Raw genomic sequence first — 13,287 nt, forward strand, 5'->3', positions numbered from 1 at the left:
CCCTCGGACCGATATCCCGCATGCCGCACGGGATTGCGTTTTTCGGTTAGCCCCAGGTCAGCGACTCGATATACCTCAGCAGGACCCCCTCGCGGAGGGCCCACGGGCTCACCTCGAGTTCGTCGACGCGCAGCGCCGTCATCGCCTCGTGCAACACGACCGCGCCCGCGACGATCTGCATCGTGCGGTCGGCGGTGATGCCGGGCAACTCCTGGCGCGCGCTCGCGGGCAATCGGGCGAGCCGCGGAATCCATGAAGCGAGGGCGGCGCGGGGCAGAACCATCCGGTCGATTCCCGACCAGCCCGGCATCGGATACCCCGCCAGCTTCGCGAGCGACCGGATGGCCTTCGACGACCCGACGACGTGGTCCGGCTTCGGGAGTGCACGGAATTCGCGGGCGACGGGCGCGAGCACGTCGGCGGCATGTGCTCGCAGACGATCGACCGCGGCCTCGCCGGGCGGATCGTCGGGGAGGAACCCCAACGTCATCCGTCCGGCACCCAGCGGAACGGATGCCGCGCGCTCGGGCAGCTCGTCGGACCCCGATGCCAGTTCGAGCGAACCCCCGCCGATGTCGAAGAGCAGGATGCGTCCGGCAGACCAACCGAACCACCGGCGGACCGCGAGAAAGGTGAACCGCGCCTCGGTCTCGCCACCGAGCACCTGGAGGGGCTGGCCCAGCGCCGCCTCGATCCGTTCGATGACCTCGGCGCCGTTCGTCGCCTCGCGCACGGCCGAGGTGGCGGTCGCGAGCAACTCGTCGACGGCCTCCGCGGCCGCATGATCGCGTGCCTCGGACACCGCGCTCTCGAGTGCTCGGATGCCGTCTTCGGTGATCGATCCGTCCGGCGCGAGGTAGCGCATCAGCCGCAGCACGGTGCGGTGGCTCGTCGTGCCGAGCGGCCGTCCCCCGGGTCTCGCATCGGCGACCAACAGGTGGACGGTGTTCGAGCCGATGTCGAGGACTCCCAGGCGCACCGGTGAAGCGTAGCGCGGCCGGGCATGCGGCCCCGACCCGTCCCGCGCGGTGGCGTGACACTGCGCGATAGCATCGAACGGTGCCCGCCGACGAGACCACGACCACGTCACTGCTGACGCCCTACCGTGAAATCGAACGCGCCGAGTGGGCGCGGGCGGCGGCCGGGATGGCTCAACCGCTGTCCGAAAAAGAGATCGTCCAGCTGCGCGGACTCGGTGACCGCCTCGATGTCGATGAAGTGCGCGACGTCTATCTGCCCCTCAGTCGGCTGCTGAGCCTGTACGCCAACGCGACGAAGCGCCTCGGCGTCGACACGAGCGGATTCCTCGGCGAACCCGACACGACGACGCCCTTCGTCGTCGCGGTCGCGGGTTCGGTCGCGGTCGGCAAGTCGACCATCGCGCGCCTGCTGCGTGAACTGATGAGCCGCTGGCCGGGCACCCCGCGCGTCGAGCTGGTGACGACCGACGGCTTCCTGTTCCCCAACGCCGAACTGGAACGCCGGGGCCTCATGAGCCGCAAGGGCTTCCCCGAGTCGTACGACCGCCGCGCCCTGGTCCGGTTCCTGACGGAGGTCAAGAGCGGCGCATCCGAGGTCCGCGCGCCCTTCTACTCGCACATGCGTTACGACATCGTGCCCGACGCGAGCGTCGTCGTGCGGCGGCCCGACGTCGTCATCGTCGAGGGTCTCAACGTCCTGCAGCCCCCGGCGCTGCCCAACGACGTCGCTGTCAGTGAGCTCTTCGACTTCGCCGTGTATGTCGATGCCGACCCCGAGCACATCGCCCAGTGGTTCGTCGAGCGATTCCTCGCGCTTCGGCGGGGGGCGTTCGCGAACCCGACGTCGTACTTCAACGTGTTCGCGCACCTGAGCGACGAAGAGGCGGTCGAGACGGCCATGAAGTTCTGGAACGAGATCAACATGCCGAACCTCGTCGAGAACGTCATGCCCACACGCCACCGGGCGACCCTCATCTTGCAGAAGGGGCCGGAACACGCGGTTGAACGCGTGTTCCTCCGCAAGCTGTAGGCGTTCAGGCCGGGGGCTCACCTGTCACGCAGCCGCGCCGACTTAGGATGTCCCTCATGTGTGGAATCGTCGGATACGTCGGCCCGAGGCCGAGCCAGGCCATCCTTCTCGCCGGTCTCGCGCGGCTCGAATACCGCGGATACGACTCCGCCGGCATCGCCGTGATCGACGGTACGGGGGAGCTCGGGATGCGCAAGCGTGCGGGCAAGCTGAGCATCCTGAGCGAGAACCTCGCAGCCGACCCGCTCCCCGCCGGCACGACCGGCATCGGACACACGCGCTGGGCGACCCACGGTGGCCCGACCGACGTCAATGCGCACCCGCACCTCGCCGACGACGACCGCCTCGCGGTCATCCACAACGGCATCATCGAGAACTTCTCCGAGCTGAAGGTCGAGCTGCTCGCCGAGGGCTACGAATTCCAGAGCGAGACCGACACCGAGGTCGCGGCCGTTCTGCTCGGGCGCGAATATCGCAAGAGTGAAGACCTCGCGACGGCCTTCCGCAACACCGTCAGCCGTCTCGACGGCGCATTCACGCTGCTCGCCGTGCACGAGGATCACCCCGACCTGGTCGTCGGCGCGCGCCGCAACTCGCCCCTGGTCATCGGGCTCGGCGACGGCGAGAACTTCCTGGGGTCGGACGTCGCCGCTTTCGTCGAGCACACGCGTCACGCGCTCGCGATCGGACAGGACCAGATCGTCGAGATCCGACCCGGTGGGGTGACAGTGACCGACTTCTTCGGTTCGACCGTCGATGTCGAGCCGTTCGAAGTGATGTGGGATGCTTCGGCCGCCGAGAAGGGCGGATGGTCGTCGTTCATGGCCAAAGAGGTCTCGGAAGAGCCCGAAGCCGTCGCGAAGACCCTGCTGGGTCGGACACGCGACGGTCAGGTCGTCATCCCGGAACTCGATGGACTGGACGACCTCTTCGCCGGCATCTCGCGCATCGTCGTGATCGCCTGCGGCACGGCCGCCTACGCCGGCCTCGTCGGCAAATATGCCCTGGAGCAGTGGGCACGCATCCCTGTCGACGTCGAACTCGCTCACGAATTCCGCTACCGCGACCCCGTGATCGATGCCTCGACGCTCGTCGTCTCGATCAGCCAGTCCGGCGAGACCATGGACACGCTCATGGCCGTCAAGTACGCCCGCGAGCGGGGCGCCAAGACGCTGTCGATCTGCAACACGCAGGGTGCGACCATCCCGCGCGAATCCGATGCGATCGTCTACACCCACGCCGGACCCGAGGTTGCCGTCGCATCCACCAAGGCCTTCGTCGCTCAGATCACAGCCCTGTACCTGCTGGCGCTTCACATCGGGCGCGTGCGCGGGGCGCTCGGCGCCACCGAGGCGGCGCAGCAGGTGCTCGAGCTGGAGGCCGTGCCGCACAAGATCTCGCAGATCCTCGAGCGCGAGCAGCCCCGCATCGAGCAGCTCGCGCACTGGATGGCCGACACGCGGTCGGTGCTTTTCCTCGGCCGTCACGTCGGGTACCCGATCGCACTGGAGGGTGCGCTGAAGCTCAAGGAGCTCGCGTACATCCACGCCGAGGGTTTCGCGGCCGGTGAACTCAAGCACGGGCCGATCGCGTTGATCGAGCCCGGACAGCCGGTGTTCGTGATCGTCCCGTCGCCGCGCGAGTCGGCGCTGCTGCACGCCAAGGTGGTCTCGAACATCCAAGAGATCCGGGCGCGCGGCGCTCGGGTGATCGCGATCGCCGAAGAGGGGGATGCCGCCGTGCTGCCCTTCGCCGACGAGGTGCTGCGCATCCCGCTCGCGTCGCCCCTGTTCGAGCCGCTGCTGGCGGTCGTGCCGCTGCACATCTTCGCGATGGGCCTCGCGACGGCGAAGGGCCTGGACGTCGATCAGCCGCGCAACCTCGCCAAGTCCGTCACGGTCGAATAGCACCTCGGTGCGTCGGGTCCTCGTGCCGGAACCGCTCGCCTGGCAGTAGTTGCGGTGCGCCGCGCGCTGAAAGCCCAACTACTGCCAGGCGAGCGGATCCCCCCGGGGCGCGGTGGCGCAGATAGGGTGGCGAGGTGAAGTTCGGAGCGCGCGCGTGATCGTCGGGATCGGCGTGGACATCGTCGACATCCCCCGGTTCGAGCGCACGCTTGAGCGCACGCCGCGGCTGCTCGAGCGTCTGTTCTCACCCGCAGAACGGATGCTGCGGCCCCGGTCTCTTGCGGCGCGCTACGCCGCGAAAGAGGCGCTGATCAAGGCCCTCGGCGGTTCGGATGGGGTGCACTGGACCGAGATCGAGGTCACCCCCGAGGCATCCGGACGTCCCTGGTTCACCCTCGTCGGCTCGACCGCAGATGTCGTTGCCGCGCGGGGGATCACGGCGATCCATCTGTCCATGTCGCACGACGCCGGGCTTGCGACGGCGTACGTCGTTGCAGAGTCGGATGTCCCGGCATCCGCCGTCGCCGCCGCAGCACAGCCCGCATCCACTCTCGAGGAGACCTCGTGACCCAGCTTCCCGCCGGCATCATGCGCGAGGCCCTGATCGATGTCGGCGCGATCACCGCGAACACGCGCCACATGCGGCGACTGACGGGCGTGGAGGTCATCGCCGTCGTCAAGGCCGATGGGTACGGTCACGGAGCCGCGCGCGCGGCGGTCGCGGCCCTGGAGGGCGGTGCGACTCGGCTCGGGGTCGCCGACGTCTCGGAGGCGCTCGCGTTGCGCCGCACCGGCGTGATGGCCCCGATCGTCGCCTGGCTGCATGCGCCGGGAGCCTCGTTCTCGGAGGCCGCGTCGGTCGGGATCGAACTCGGCATCTCGAGCTTCGACCAGCTGCTGCAGGCCGCGGCCGCGGCATCCGTCGATCGCCCCGTCGGCGTGCACCTGAAGCTCGAGACGGGCCTGTCGCGCAACGGCATCGCACCGGGGGACTGGAACGTCGTGTTCGCCGAGGCCGCGCGCCTCGAGCGCATCGGCAAGCTGCGCGTCGTCGGGCTGTTCAGCCACCTCTCGAACGCGAGTCGCGAAGACGATCTCGCCGCGCTCGCCGCGTTCGAGGCCGGGGTCGTCGCGGCCGCGGGCCTCGGTGTGAACTCGCCGTTGCGGCACATCGCCGCAACCCACGCGGCGATCGATCTGCCCGAGGCGCGCCTGAACTGCGTGCGCATCGGCATCGGGCTCTACGGCCTGTCGCCCTTCGCCGGGCGGTCATCGGCCGAGCTCGGTCTGCGTCCCGCCATGACGCTTCGCGGAGCGGTTGCGGCGGTGCGCCGGGTGCCCGCCGGGCAGGGCGTTTCGTACGGCTACGACTACCGCACGGACGGGCCCACCACCCTCGCGCTCGTGCCGCTCGGGTATGCGGACGGCGTGCCGCGCGCGGCATCCGGTCGCGGGCCCGTGACGATCGGCGGGAAGCGGCTGCGCGTCGCGGGTCGTATCGCGATGGACCAGTTCGTCGTCGATGCGGGCGACACCCCGGTCGCGGTGGGGGACGAGGTCGTGCTGTTCGGGGATCCGACGCTCGGCGTGCCCGCGGCGGACGAGTGGGCGGATGCCTCGGGCACCATCAATTACGAGATCGTCACGCGGATCGGGCCACGGGTGCCGCGCCGGCAGGTGTCGTCGTGAGCGAGGGGTCATGACTGTTTCGGACGATCTGCTCGGCCGCCACGACATCGTGAGCGCGGACGATATGGAGCAACTCGGACGTCGGCTCGGTGCCGGACTCGTCGCGGGGGACCTGCTCGTGTTGACGGGTCCGCTCGGCGCGGGCAAGACGACCCTGTCGCGCGGAATCGCGGAGGGTCTGGGCGTGCGGGGGCCGATCCAGAGCCCGACGTTCGTGATCGCGCGGACGCATCCGTCCCTCATTGACGGCCCGCCGCTCGTTCACGCCGACGCCTATCGCCTCGGCTCGGCGCTCGAGCTCGACGACCTCGACATCGACGCCGAGGGCTCGGTCGTCGTCGTGGAGTGGGGCCGTGGGATGGCCGAGGGCTTGCGCGAGGTGTGGTGGGAACTCGAGATCGAGCGGCCCGTCGGCGGGCGCGGTGGACACGTTGCGGAAGAGGGCAGCACGATGTGCGGTGATCTGTCCCGTTCGACCGAGGCGCTGGACGAGCTGGGGCTAGAGGACGACGCCCCGCGTGTGGTGACGATCTCGCGCCACCCGTAGCGCCGCATCCGCGCGGCTCGCCGCGTGACGCGCGGACATCTGCCCGTATTCGGGCTGCTGGGGCGTCAGATTCTCGTTGGGGCGCGGAACCCCACGCCCCAACGAGAATCTGACGCCCCGACACGGCCGGGCACCGCCCCGACACGGCCGGGCACCGCCCCGACACGGCCGGGCACCGCCCCGACACGGCCGGGCACCGCCCCGACACGGCCGGGCACCGCCCCGACACGGCCGGGCACCGCCCCGACACGGCCGGGCACCGCCCCGACACGGCCGGGCACCGCCCCGACACGGCCGGGCACCGCCCCGACACGGCCGGGCACCGCCCCGACACGGCCGGGCACCGCCCCGACACGGCCGGGCACCGCCCCGCGACGGCCGGGCACCGCCCCGACACGGCCGGGCACCGCCCCGACACGGCCGGGCACCGCCCCGCGACGGCCGGGCACCGCCCCGACACCGCCCGTGCCCGCCGCCGCGACTACCCTGGAGGGCGTGATCCTCGCCATCGACACCTCCCTCGGCTCAGCCGTCGCGGTCGTCGACCTCAACGGGATCACGCGGGGCGAAGCCTCGAGCCCCAACGCCCTCGGCCACGCCGAGATCATTGGCACGCTGATCGAGGGTGCGCTGACCGAGGCATCCGTCGTCCCGCGTGACATCACGCACGTCGCCGCGGGCATGGGTCCGGGACCCTTCACCGGCCTGCGCATCGGTATCGCCGCAGCGCGTACCTTCGCGTTGGCGCGCGCCGTGCCGGTCGTCGCGGTCGCGAGCCACGACGCCGCGGCGCTCTCCGAGTTCGAGGCGGATGCATCCGGTCCCCTCGCGATCGTCACCGACGCGCGCCGCCGCGAGTTCGCCTACACGGTGTACGCGGGCCTGGCCGAGGGTCTCCCGGTCCGCACCACCGAACCCGCGCTCGCCCCGCGTGACGACCTCGACGCGCGCCTGTTCTCGCTCGGCCTGCCCGCGAACCCCATCCGGCGCGTCGATGTCACATCCATCTCCGCGGGAGCACTCGGGCGTCTCGCGGGACGGATGCTCGCTGCCGGCATCACTGCCGCCACGACCCCCGACGCCGGCGCATCCGCTCCGCCCCTCTATCTGCGATCGCCCGATGTGACCCTCGGTCACGCACCCAAGCGGGTGGGCGTATGACGCTCCGGACGGCGACCCCCAACGACCTCGACGCGATCATGGCGCTCGAGCGCGCCTCGTTTCCCACCGACGCGTGGTCGGGCGCGATGATGCGTGAAGAGCTCGCCTCCCGCCACGGCCGCTATGTCGTGCTCGAAGAGGCCGGACGTCTGATCGGCTACGGCGGCGTCCGCGCGGTGCAGGGCGGGACGGATGCCGACATCCAGACCATCGCGCTCGTCGAAGACGCCCGGGGCCGAGGGCGGGGGCGCGGGCTGCTGCGCTCGCTGCTGACCGCAGCGGGGGAGCGCGGGGCGCTCGCGGTGTTCCTCGAGGTGCGGGCCGATAACCCCGTGGCGCAGGCGCTGTACGTGTCGGAGGGGTTCGTCGAGATCGCCCGCCGCCCGAACTACTACCAACCCGACGGGGTCGACGCGATCGTGATGCGGCTGGACCTGCGCGGGTGGCTCGCGGCGCGCGCCGAAGCGGCTGAGCCCGCCGTGCCCGCCGCCGTGACCGCCACCGCCGCCGAGGCGGGAGCCTGCACATGAGTGACGCGCCCGTGCACACCACCGAGCCCCTCGTGCTCGGCATCGAGACCAGCTGCGACGAGACCGGCATCGGCATCGTCCGGGGCCGAACCCTCCTCAGCAACACCATCGCGAGCAGCATGGACGAGCACGCCCGCTTCGGCGGGGTCGTGCCCGAGGTCGCCGCGCGGGCGCATCTCGAGGCACTCGGCCCCGCGATCCAGGCCGCCGTCGCGGAAGCGGGCATCCGGCTCGACGACCTGGACGCCGTCGCGGTCACGAGCGGCCCGGGGCTCGCGGGAGCACTCATGGTCGGTGTCGGCGCCGCGAAGGCACTCGCGATCGCCCTCGACAAGCCCCTCTACGCCGTCAACCACCTCGTCGGACACATCGCGGCGGACCTGCTCGATCCGAATGCGCCGCCGCTCGAATACCCGACCGTCGCCCTGCTCGTCTCGGGCGGGCACACGTCGCTCCTGCTCGTGCGCGACCTGACGAGCGACGTCGAGCTTCTCGGCGAGACGATCGACGACGCCGCGGGTGAGGCCTTCGACAAGGTCGCTCGTCTGCTCGGGCTGCCCTATCCGGGCGGACCGGAAATCGATCGCGCCGCCGCATCCGGAGATCCGCGTGCCATCGCCTTCCCGCGCGGACTCTCGCGCGCCTCGGACCGCGCAAAGCACCGCTACGACTTCTCGTTCTCGGGGCTCAAGACCGCCGTCGCACGCTGGACGGAGCAGCGCGAGGCCGCGGGCGAGGACGTGCCGATCGCGGACGTCGCCGCGTCCTTCCGCGAGGCCGTCATCGACGTGCTCGTCACCAAGGCCCTCGACGCCTGTGCGCAGTATGGCGTGCCCCGCCTGCTGCTCGGGGGAGGCGTGATCGCCAATCGCCGCCTGCGCGAGGTTGCGCTGGCCCGCGGCGAGGAGGCGGGCGTGGCCGTCCGAATCCCCCCGCTCTCACTCTGCACCGACAACGGTGCGATGATCGCCGCGCTCGCCGCCGAGCTGATCGCGTCGGGCCGCACGCCCTCGACGCTCGAGTTCGGCGCCGACTCGACCCTGCCCGTCACGCAGATCCAGGTCGCCGCGGGCGAGACGTCGCTCGAGGCCGTATCGGAAGAGGTCGTTTCGGAAGAAGGGGTGCGCGCATGAACGACGAGTCGACGGATGCCGTGGCCCCCGCGCCCACCCGACGCTCCATGCAGGCGTCCCGGCACGTACCCCCACCGCTGCCGCCGACCGCGCCGGTCGCAGTGACGGTCCCCGTGGCGCCCGGCGCCTCGGCCGCCCCCGAGCCCAAGCCCGAGCAGGAGCTCGCGTGGGCACCGCCCGCCCCGCACCGCCCGTCTGCCCTCGCCGGATGGGCGCTCGCGGTCGCGATCATCGGCCTCATCGTCTCGTTCGTCGTCGGTTGGGGATTCCCCGTCGGCATCATCGCGATCATCGCGGCGATCGCGGCCCTGCGTCGCCCGGGCGCCAAACGTCAGGCTGCGGCATGGGCCCTGGCCCTGGGCATCCTGTCGGTCCTCTACAGCGCGCTCTGGATCGCTGTCGCGCTGAACAGCGGGCCGCTCTTCTGACGTACCGCTCGTTGAGCGAGCCGCAGGCGAGTCGAAACGCCGAAACGATCGCTAGTGGTGGTGTTCGTTAGTTCGTCGGGGGGTCAGGTCCAGGCGGTGGGGTCGCCGAGGTAGAGTCCGCAGGCTGTGTCGAGCGCGTCTTCGGGGGTGCCAGCTTGCCAGCCGCCGGGAAGGAACGCTTGCTGGTAGTCGTCGTGGCTGGCGCGGTAGATCGCGAAGCCCCACTGGCTGGCGTATCCGACGTAGCGGAGTCGGCACAGACGCAGTTGCTCGCCGTGATCGTCGGTGCCTTCGATGTATGCGAACTGGCCGCGGTAGGTGACGGAAACGTTGGTCAGTTGCGGCCATCGTGCCCGGGCGTGAGCGTTGAGGCGCTGCGAGAGAGAAGACCTCGTGGATGCGGGGATGGCTGCCATGTCACCATGATCGCGGACCGGGTCCGCGTGTCGCCACAAGATCCCCGCGTGACCCTGTTAACCCCTGATCATGCATGCGATCAGTGCCCATGTGATCGAACTGTCCGACGCGGAACGAGCCGAACTGTCCCGCCGGGCGCGACGGGTGCGAGCGGAGGTCCGCGAGGCGCAGCGCGCCCGGATCATCCTCGCCGCTGCGCGGGGGACACCGAATCAGCAGATTGCCGACCGGCTCGGCGTGCACGTGGACACGGTTCGCAAGTGGCGCTCACGATTCGCGCACCGCGGTCTGGGCGGGCTGGGCGACCTGCCGCGCGCCGGGCGACCTCCCGTGTTCGCTGTCACTGCAGTCGCGGAAGTCAAGGCGCTGGCCTGCCAGCTGCCCGCCGAGACCGGGGTTCCTCTCTCGCGGTGGTCTCACGCTGAGCTTGCCTCCGAGGCAGCGGCTCGCGGGATCGTGTCTGCCGTGTCAGCGTCCACGGTCCGCCGCTGGTTGGATGCGGACGCGATCAAGCCCTGGCAACACCGGTCCTGGATCTTCCCCCGTGATGAAAACTTCGCGTTCAAGGCCGGCCGGGTGCTCGACCTCTACAGCCGAGTCTGGGACGGCGAACCGCTCGGCGCCGACGACTACGTCATCAGCGCCGATGAGAAGTCCCAGTTGCAGGCCTTGCACCGCCGCCACCCGGGCCTGCCCCCGGCACCAGACAGGCTGCGGCGAGTCGAGTTCGAATATCGTCGCGGCGGCACCCTCGCCTATCTCGCCGCCTACGACGTGCACCACGCGAAAGTGATCGGCCGGTGCGCTCCGACCACCGGTATCACGCCATTCACCGAACTCGTTGAGCAGGTGATGACGACCGAACCCTACGCGTCGGCCCGCCGAGTTTTCTGGGTCGTCGATAATGGCTCCTCCCACAACGGGAACGCCTCCATCCAACGAATGAAAGACGCCTTCCCCAATGCGACGCTCGTGCACCTGCCGGTGCACGCGTCCTGGCTGAACCAGGTCGAGATCTACTTCTCCATCGTGCAGCGCAAGGTCGTCAAACCTCAAGACTTCGAGAACCTGACCGTCCTCGAACAACGCCTCCTCACATTCCAGGAACGCTACAACGCCACCGCGACCCCGTTCGACTGGCGATTCGGACGCACCGCCCTACACGACCTCCTCGAACGCATCAACCGACACGAACACGCAACAGCATGACCCCCGACGAACTAACGGAGACACCCACTAGATGAGTGAGTCCGTTTGGTTCAGTGGTCGTAGGCGATGAGGGAGCGTTTGGCGGGGGCGTTGGTGAGCCAGTTGTGCCAGATGCCGGCGGCGAGGGCGAGGAGTCTTGCGGCGACGCGGGAGTAGACGCCTGCGGGGGTTCTGCCGCCGTGGTCTTCGAGGGTGAGTTGGCCTTTGAGGGTGTCGAACACGGACTCGACCCATTGTCGGATGCTGCCGAGTTTCCCGAACCTGGGGGTCTCGTCTTTGCGGTCGGGGCGGATCAGGTGCGCGCCGAGTTCGTTGGTGACGAAGTCCTCGAACTGCTTCCCAGCGAAGCCTTTGTCGCCAACGATGACCTGTCCAGGCTGGATGAGGTGTCTGTCGTGGTCGAGCATCGCTTGGGTGGCTTCGCGTTCACCGATCTTCGGGCTCGCGAGTCCCCAGATCACGGGCATTCCGTCGGGAGTGCAGATCAGATAGAGCCGGAAGCCCCAGAAGTATCGGGAGTGGGATGCGCAGTATCCGTAGTCGGCGTGCCCGGCAAGGTCTGAGCGTTTCACGGTCTCCCGCGATTTCCCGCACGGTAACGGGGTCGAGTCCACCAGCCGGGTGATCTCACCCCAGGACGGGGTGTCACGGGCCAGCTCGGTGATCACCGCAGAGAGAAGCCCGGTGGATTGGCGGACGCGTTTGCCCCACCCGGACTGGCCGGGCAGGTTCGGGAACATGCCCTTCAGGTGAGCGTGCGCGTATCGGATCCATTTCCGATCCGACGCGATCCCGAGCAGGTGTTGCGCGACCAGCAGGCAGAGCAATTCCGCGTCGTTGAGGGCGGGTTTGCGGCCCGGGTGGTGATCGCGGGTGAAGCCGATCGCGGGCAGGATCCGGTCATCGAGGTGGACGTAGAGTGTGATCAGGAGGGTGTTGAGTTCAGTTTTCACACACCGGGGTTAACACCCTCCGCCTGCGATTAACAGCATCCACGCCGACCCAGCCAAACGGACTCACTCATCTAGACGCGGTCGGCGAGTACCGCGATGCGCGTCGATCCGATCCGCGTCAACAGCAGGGTCGCGGATGCATCGCCCGTGAGCCCGAGCTTCGTGCGGAGAACGGCGGGGTCGACGTCCACGCCGCGCTTCTTGATCTCGAGGCGTCCGATGCCCCGCTCGCGGAGAGCCCGTGCAAGTTTTTTCACATCGGCAGGCAGCTGCTCGCGCACCCGGAAGCTCGACACGAAAGGGCTCGTCAGTGCGGTGTCGCCGGTCAGGTAGGCGATGCCGGGTGCGATGGGTCCGGCGTCGAGGGTCCGCGCGATGTCGCCGACGAGACGCGCGCGGATGACCGACCCGGCCGGTTCGTGAATGAACGCGCCGAGAGGATGCACCGGCTCATCCTCGCTGTCGGCGGGCGCGGTCAGTTCGTGCGATTGGCCGTCGGTCATGACGACGGCGGCACGGGTGATCCCCGGCCGCGCGAGCTCGCCCGACCACAGAACGAGTTCGATCGTCGAGCCATCCGCGGTCATCCACTGCGCTTCGGCGAACGTCGGCAGGCGATCGCGGTCGAAGCCGGGGCCCAGCTTGATACCCGTCGGCTTCTGCGTCGCCAGTGCGAACGCCCAATCGAGCGCGGGCGAGTAGTCCTCGGGACGCGAGAGGCGGGATGTCTCGGTATGACCGGCCGTGCGACGTGCGGGGTCCAACCAGACGCCCTCGAAGCCCGAAACATCGACGTCCTCCGCCTGGGCATGGCGCACCTCCGCTGCCGAGCCGAAGGGTGCGAGGTTGTACGCAGCGATCGCGGCCGTGACCTCGTCGGCGTCCACCGCGAGGACGTCAATGCCGATGCCGGCGAACCCGAGGGCATCGCCGCCGATCCCGCTGCCGAGGTCGGCGACGCTTGCCAGGCCCGCGGCACGGAACCGCCCGGCGTGCAGGGCGGCGACGGGCAGTCGCGTCGACTGCTCGAGCCCGGCTCGGGTGAACAGCATGCGGGCGGCGAGAGGCCCGAACTTCGACTCCGCACGCGTCCGTAGGCGAGCCTGGCCGACGACGGCCGACACCAGGTCGGGGGAGTGCCCGGCAGCGCGCAGACGCGTCACCTCGCGAGCGACGTCCGCCGACGTGGTGAGCGGCGCGGTCGCGTCGAGCAGCCGCAGCCCCTCGGGCGTCAGCAGCGCCCTCAGCTCGGCCATCTCCACACATCCAGCCTAGGCGGGGCCGCAGCATCCGATTCGTCCCC

15 protein-coding genes are annotated in these 13,287 nt (G+C 69.8%); 10 read left to right on the forward strand and 5 right to left on the reverse strand.

The genetic code is table 11. From position 1 onward, the window contains the following. Nucleotides 1–46: 46 nt before the first annotated feature. Entirely contained in the window at nucleotides 47–979 is a 933-nt protein-coding gene (locus ACXZ1E_RS12475) for a Ppx/GppA phosphatase family protein (protein WP_458040800.1), read from the reverse strand. 80 nt (nucleotides 980–1,059) lie between these two features. Between ACXZ1E_RS12475 and coaA the strand changes: the two genes are divergently transcribed. The 5 genes from coaA to tsaE all read left to right on the forward strand — a co-directional run bounded on the left by coaA (nucleotide 1,060) and on the right by tsaE (nucleotide 6,153). Then, the gene (gene coaA / locus ACXZ1E_RS12480) at nucleotides 1,060–2,010 is read left to right on the forward strand and encodes a type I pantothenate kinase (protein WP_458040801.1); all 951 of its coding nucleotides are present in this window, start codon (nucleotides 1,060–1,062) and stop codon (nucleotides 2,008–2,010) included. 56 nt (nucleotides 2,011–2,066) lie between these two features. Then, entirely contained in the window at nucleotides 2,067–3,917 is a 1,851-nt protein-coding gene (gene glmS / locus ACXZ1E_RS12485; protein WP_458040802.1) for a glutamine--fructose-6-phosphate transaminase (isomerizing), read from the forward strand. Between the two features lie 154 nt (nucleotides 3,918–4,071). Next, nucleotides 4,072–4,485 carry a holo-ACP synthase gene (locus ACXZ1E_RS12490; protein WP_458040803.1) on the forward strand — a complete coding sequence of 138 codons (414 nt, stop codon included), beginning with the start codon at nucleotides 4,072–4,074 and terminating at the stop codon, nucleotides 4,483–4,485. Next, on the forward strand, nucleotides 4,482–5,606 hold the full coding sequence (gene alr / locus ACXZ1E_RS12495) for an alanine racemase (RefSeq protein WP_458040804.1): 1,125 nt from the start codon (nucleotides 4,482–4,484) through the stop codon (nucleotides 5,604–5,606). Before ACXZ1E_RS12490 ends, alr begins: the two co-directional genes overlap by 4 nt. A 10-nt stretch (nucleotides 5,607–5,616) precedes the next feature. Further along, nucleotides 5,617–6,153, forward strand: a complete 537-nt coding sequence (gene tsaE, locus ACXZ1E_RS12500) for a tRNA (adenosine(37)-N6)-threonylcarbamoyltransferase complex ATPase subunit type 1 TsaE (RefSeq protein WP_458040805.1) — start codon at nucleotides 5,617–5,619, stop codon at nucleotides 6,151–6,153. 65 nt (nucleotides 6,154–6,218) lie between these two features. On the opposite strand, the gene ACXZ1E_RS12505 is transcribed toward tsaE, so the two are convergent. Beyond that, the gene (locus tag ACXZ1E_RS12505) at nucleotides 6,219–6,662 is read right to left on the reverse strand and encodes a hypothetical protein (protein ID WP_458040806.1); all 444 of its coding nucleotides are present in this window, start codon (nucleotides 6,660–6,662) and stop codon (nucleotides 6,219–6,221) included. Here ACXZ1E_RS12505 and tsaB point away from each other — a divergent pair. Genes tsaB through ACXZ1E_RS12525 form a run of 4 tightly spaced genes read left to right on the forward strand, consistent with a single transcriptional unit; the run spans nucleotide 6,649 to nucleotide 9,405 of the window. Beyond that, a complete protein-coding gene (gene tsaB / locus ACXZ1E_RS12510) occupies nucleotides 6,649–7,314 on the forward strand; it encodes a tRNA (adenosine(37)-N6)-threonylcarbamoyltransferase complex dimerization subunit type 1 TsaB (protein WP_458040807.1) in 666 nt (221 codons plus the stop codon). The two genes, ACXZ1E_RS12505 and tsaB, sit on opposite strands and share 14 nt — an antisense overlap. Next, nucleotides 7,311–7,844, forward strand: a complete 534-nt coding sequence (gene rimI / locus ACXZ1E_RS12515; RefSeq protein WP_458040808.1) for a ribosomal protein S18-alanine N-acetyltransferase — start codon at nucleotides 7,311–7,313, stop codon at nucleotides 7,842–7,844. The genes tsaB and rimI overlap by 4 nt, the downstream gene beginning before the upstream one ends. Continuing rightward, the gene (gene tsaD / locus ACXZ1E_RS12520) at nucleotides 7,841–8,977 is read left to right on the forward strand and encodes a tRNA (adenosine(37)-N6)-threonylcarbamoyltransferase complex transferase subunit TsaD (RefSeq protein WP_458040809.1); all 1,137 of its coding nucleotides are present in this window, start codon (nucleotides 7,841–7,843) and stop codon (nucleotides 8,975–8,977) included. Before rimI ends, tsaD begins: the two co-directional genes overlap by 4 nt. Next, on the forward strand, nucleotides 8,974–9,405 hold the full coding sequence (locus tag ACXZ1E_RS12525; protein WP_458040810.1) for a hypothetical protein: 432 nt from the start codon (nucleotides 8,974–8,976) through the stop codon (nucleotides 9,403–9,405). Before tsaD ends, ACXZ1E_RS12525 begins: the two co-directional genes overlap by 4 nt. Nucleotides 9,406–9,488: 83 nt before the next feature. Here the strand turns inward: ACXZ1E_RS12525 and ACXZ1E_RS12530 are convergent, their stop codons facing one another. Beyond that, nucleotides 9,489–9,821, reverse strand: a complete 333-nt coding sequence (locus tag ACXZ1E_RS12530) for a hypothetical protein (protein WP_458040811.1) — start codon at nucleotides 9,819–9,821, stop codon at nucleotides 9,489–9,491. Between the two features lie 70 nt (nucleotides 9,822–9,891). On the opposite strand from ACXZ1E_RS12530, the gene ACXZ1E_RS12535 reads away from it, so the two are divergent. Further along, entirely contained in the window at nucleotides 9,892–11,031 is a 1,140-nt protein-coding gene (locus ACXZ1E_RS12535; protein WP_458040812.1) for an IS630 family transposase, read from the forward strand. Nucleotides 11,032–11,081: 50 nt separating this feature from the next. Here the strand turns inward: ACXZ1E_RS12535 and ACXZ1E_RS12540 are convergent, their stop codons facing one another. Next, entirely contained in the window at nucleotides 11,082–11,984 is a 903-nt protein-coding gene (locus ACXZ1E_RS12540; protein WP_458040813.1) for an IS982 family transposase, read from the reverse strand. A gap of 71 nt (nucleotides 11,985–12,055) precedes the next feature. After that, on the reverse strand, nucleotides 12,056–13,240 hold the full coding sequence (locus tag ACXZ1E_RS12545) for a THUMP-like domain-containing protein (protein ID WP_458352097.1): 1,185 nt from the start codon (nucleotides 13,238–13,240) through the stop codon (nucleotides 12,056–12,058). Between the last annotated feature and the right edge of the window lie 47 nt (nucleotides 13,241–13,287).

It is taken from the genome of Pacificispira sp. HM-600 (assembly GCF_977993705.1).

What these genes read in the sequence shown, in the direction of transcription:
- glmS (WP_458040802.1), top strand. Translation starts at nt 2,067, where the DNA reads ATGTGTGGAATCGTCGGATACGTCGGCCCGAGGCCGAGCCAGGCCATC.
- tsaE (WP_458040805.1), top strand. Translation starts at nt 5,617, where the DNA reads ATGACTGTTTCGGACGATCTGCTCGGCCGCCACGACATCGTGAGCGCG.
- ACXZ1E_RS12505 (WP_458040806.1), bottom strand. Translation starts at nt 6,662, where the DNA reads ATGGCGAGGATCACGCCCTCCAGGGTAGTCGCGGCGGCGGGCACGGGC.
- rimI (WP_458040808.1), top strand. Translation starts at nt 7,311, where the DNA reads ATGACGCTCCGGACGGCGACCCCCAACGACCTCGACGCGATCATGGCG.
- tsaD (WP_458040809.1), top strand. Translation starts at nt 7,841, where the DNA reads ATGAGTGACGCGCCCGTGCACACCACCGAGCCCCTCGTGCTCGGCATC.
- ACXZ1E_RS12525 (WP_458040810.1), top strand. Translation starts at nt 8,974, where the DNA reads ATGAACGACGAGTCGACGGATGCCGTGGCCCCCGCGCCCACCCGACGC.
- ACXZ1E_RS12530 (WP_458040811.1), bottom strand. Translation starts at nt 9,821, where the DNA reads ATGGCAGCCATCCCCGCATCCACGAGGTCTTCTCTCTCGCAGCGCCTC.
- ACXZ1E_RS12535 (WP_458040812.1), top strand. Translation starts at nt 9,892, where the DNA reads ATGCATGCGATCAGTGCCCATGTGATCGAACTGTCCGACGCGGAACGA.
- ACXZ1E_RS12545 (WP_458352097.1), bottom strand. Translation starts at nt 13,240, where the DNA reads ATGGCCGAGCTGAGGGCGCTGCTGACGCCCGAGGGGCTGCGGCTGCTC.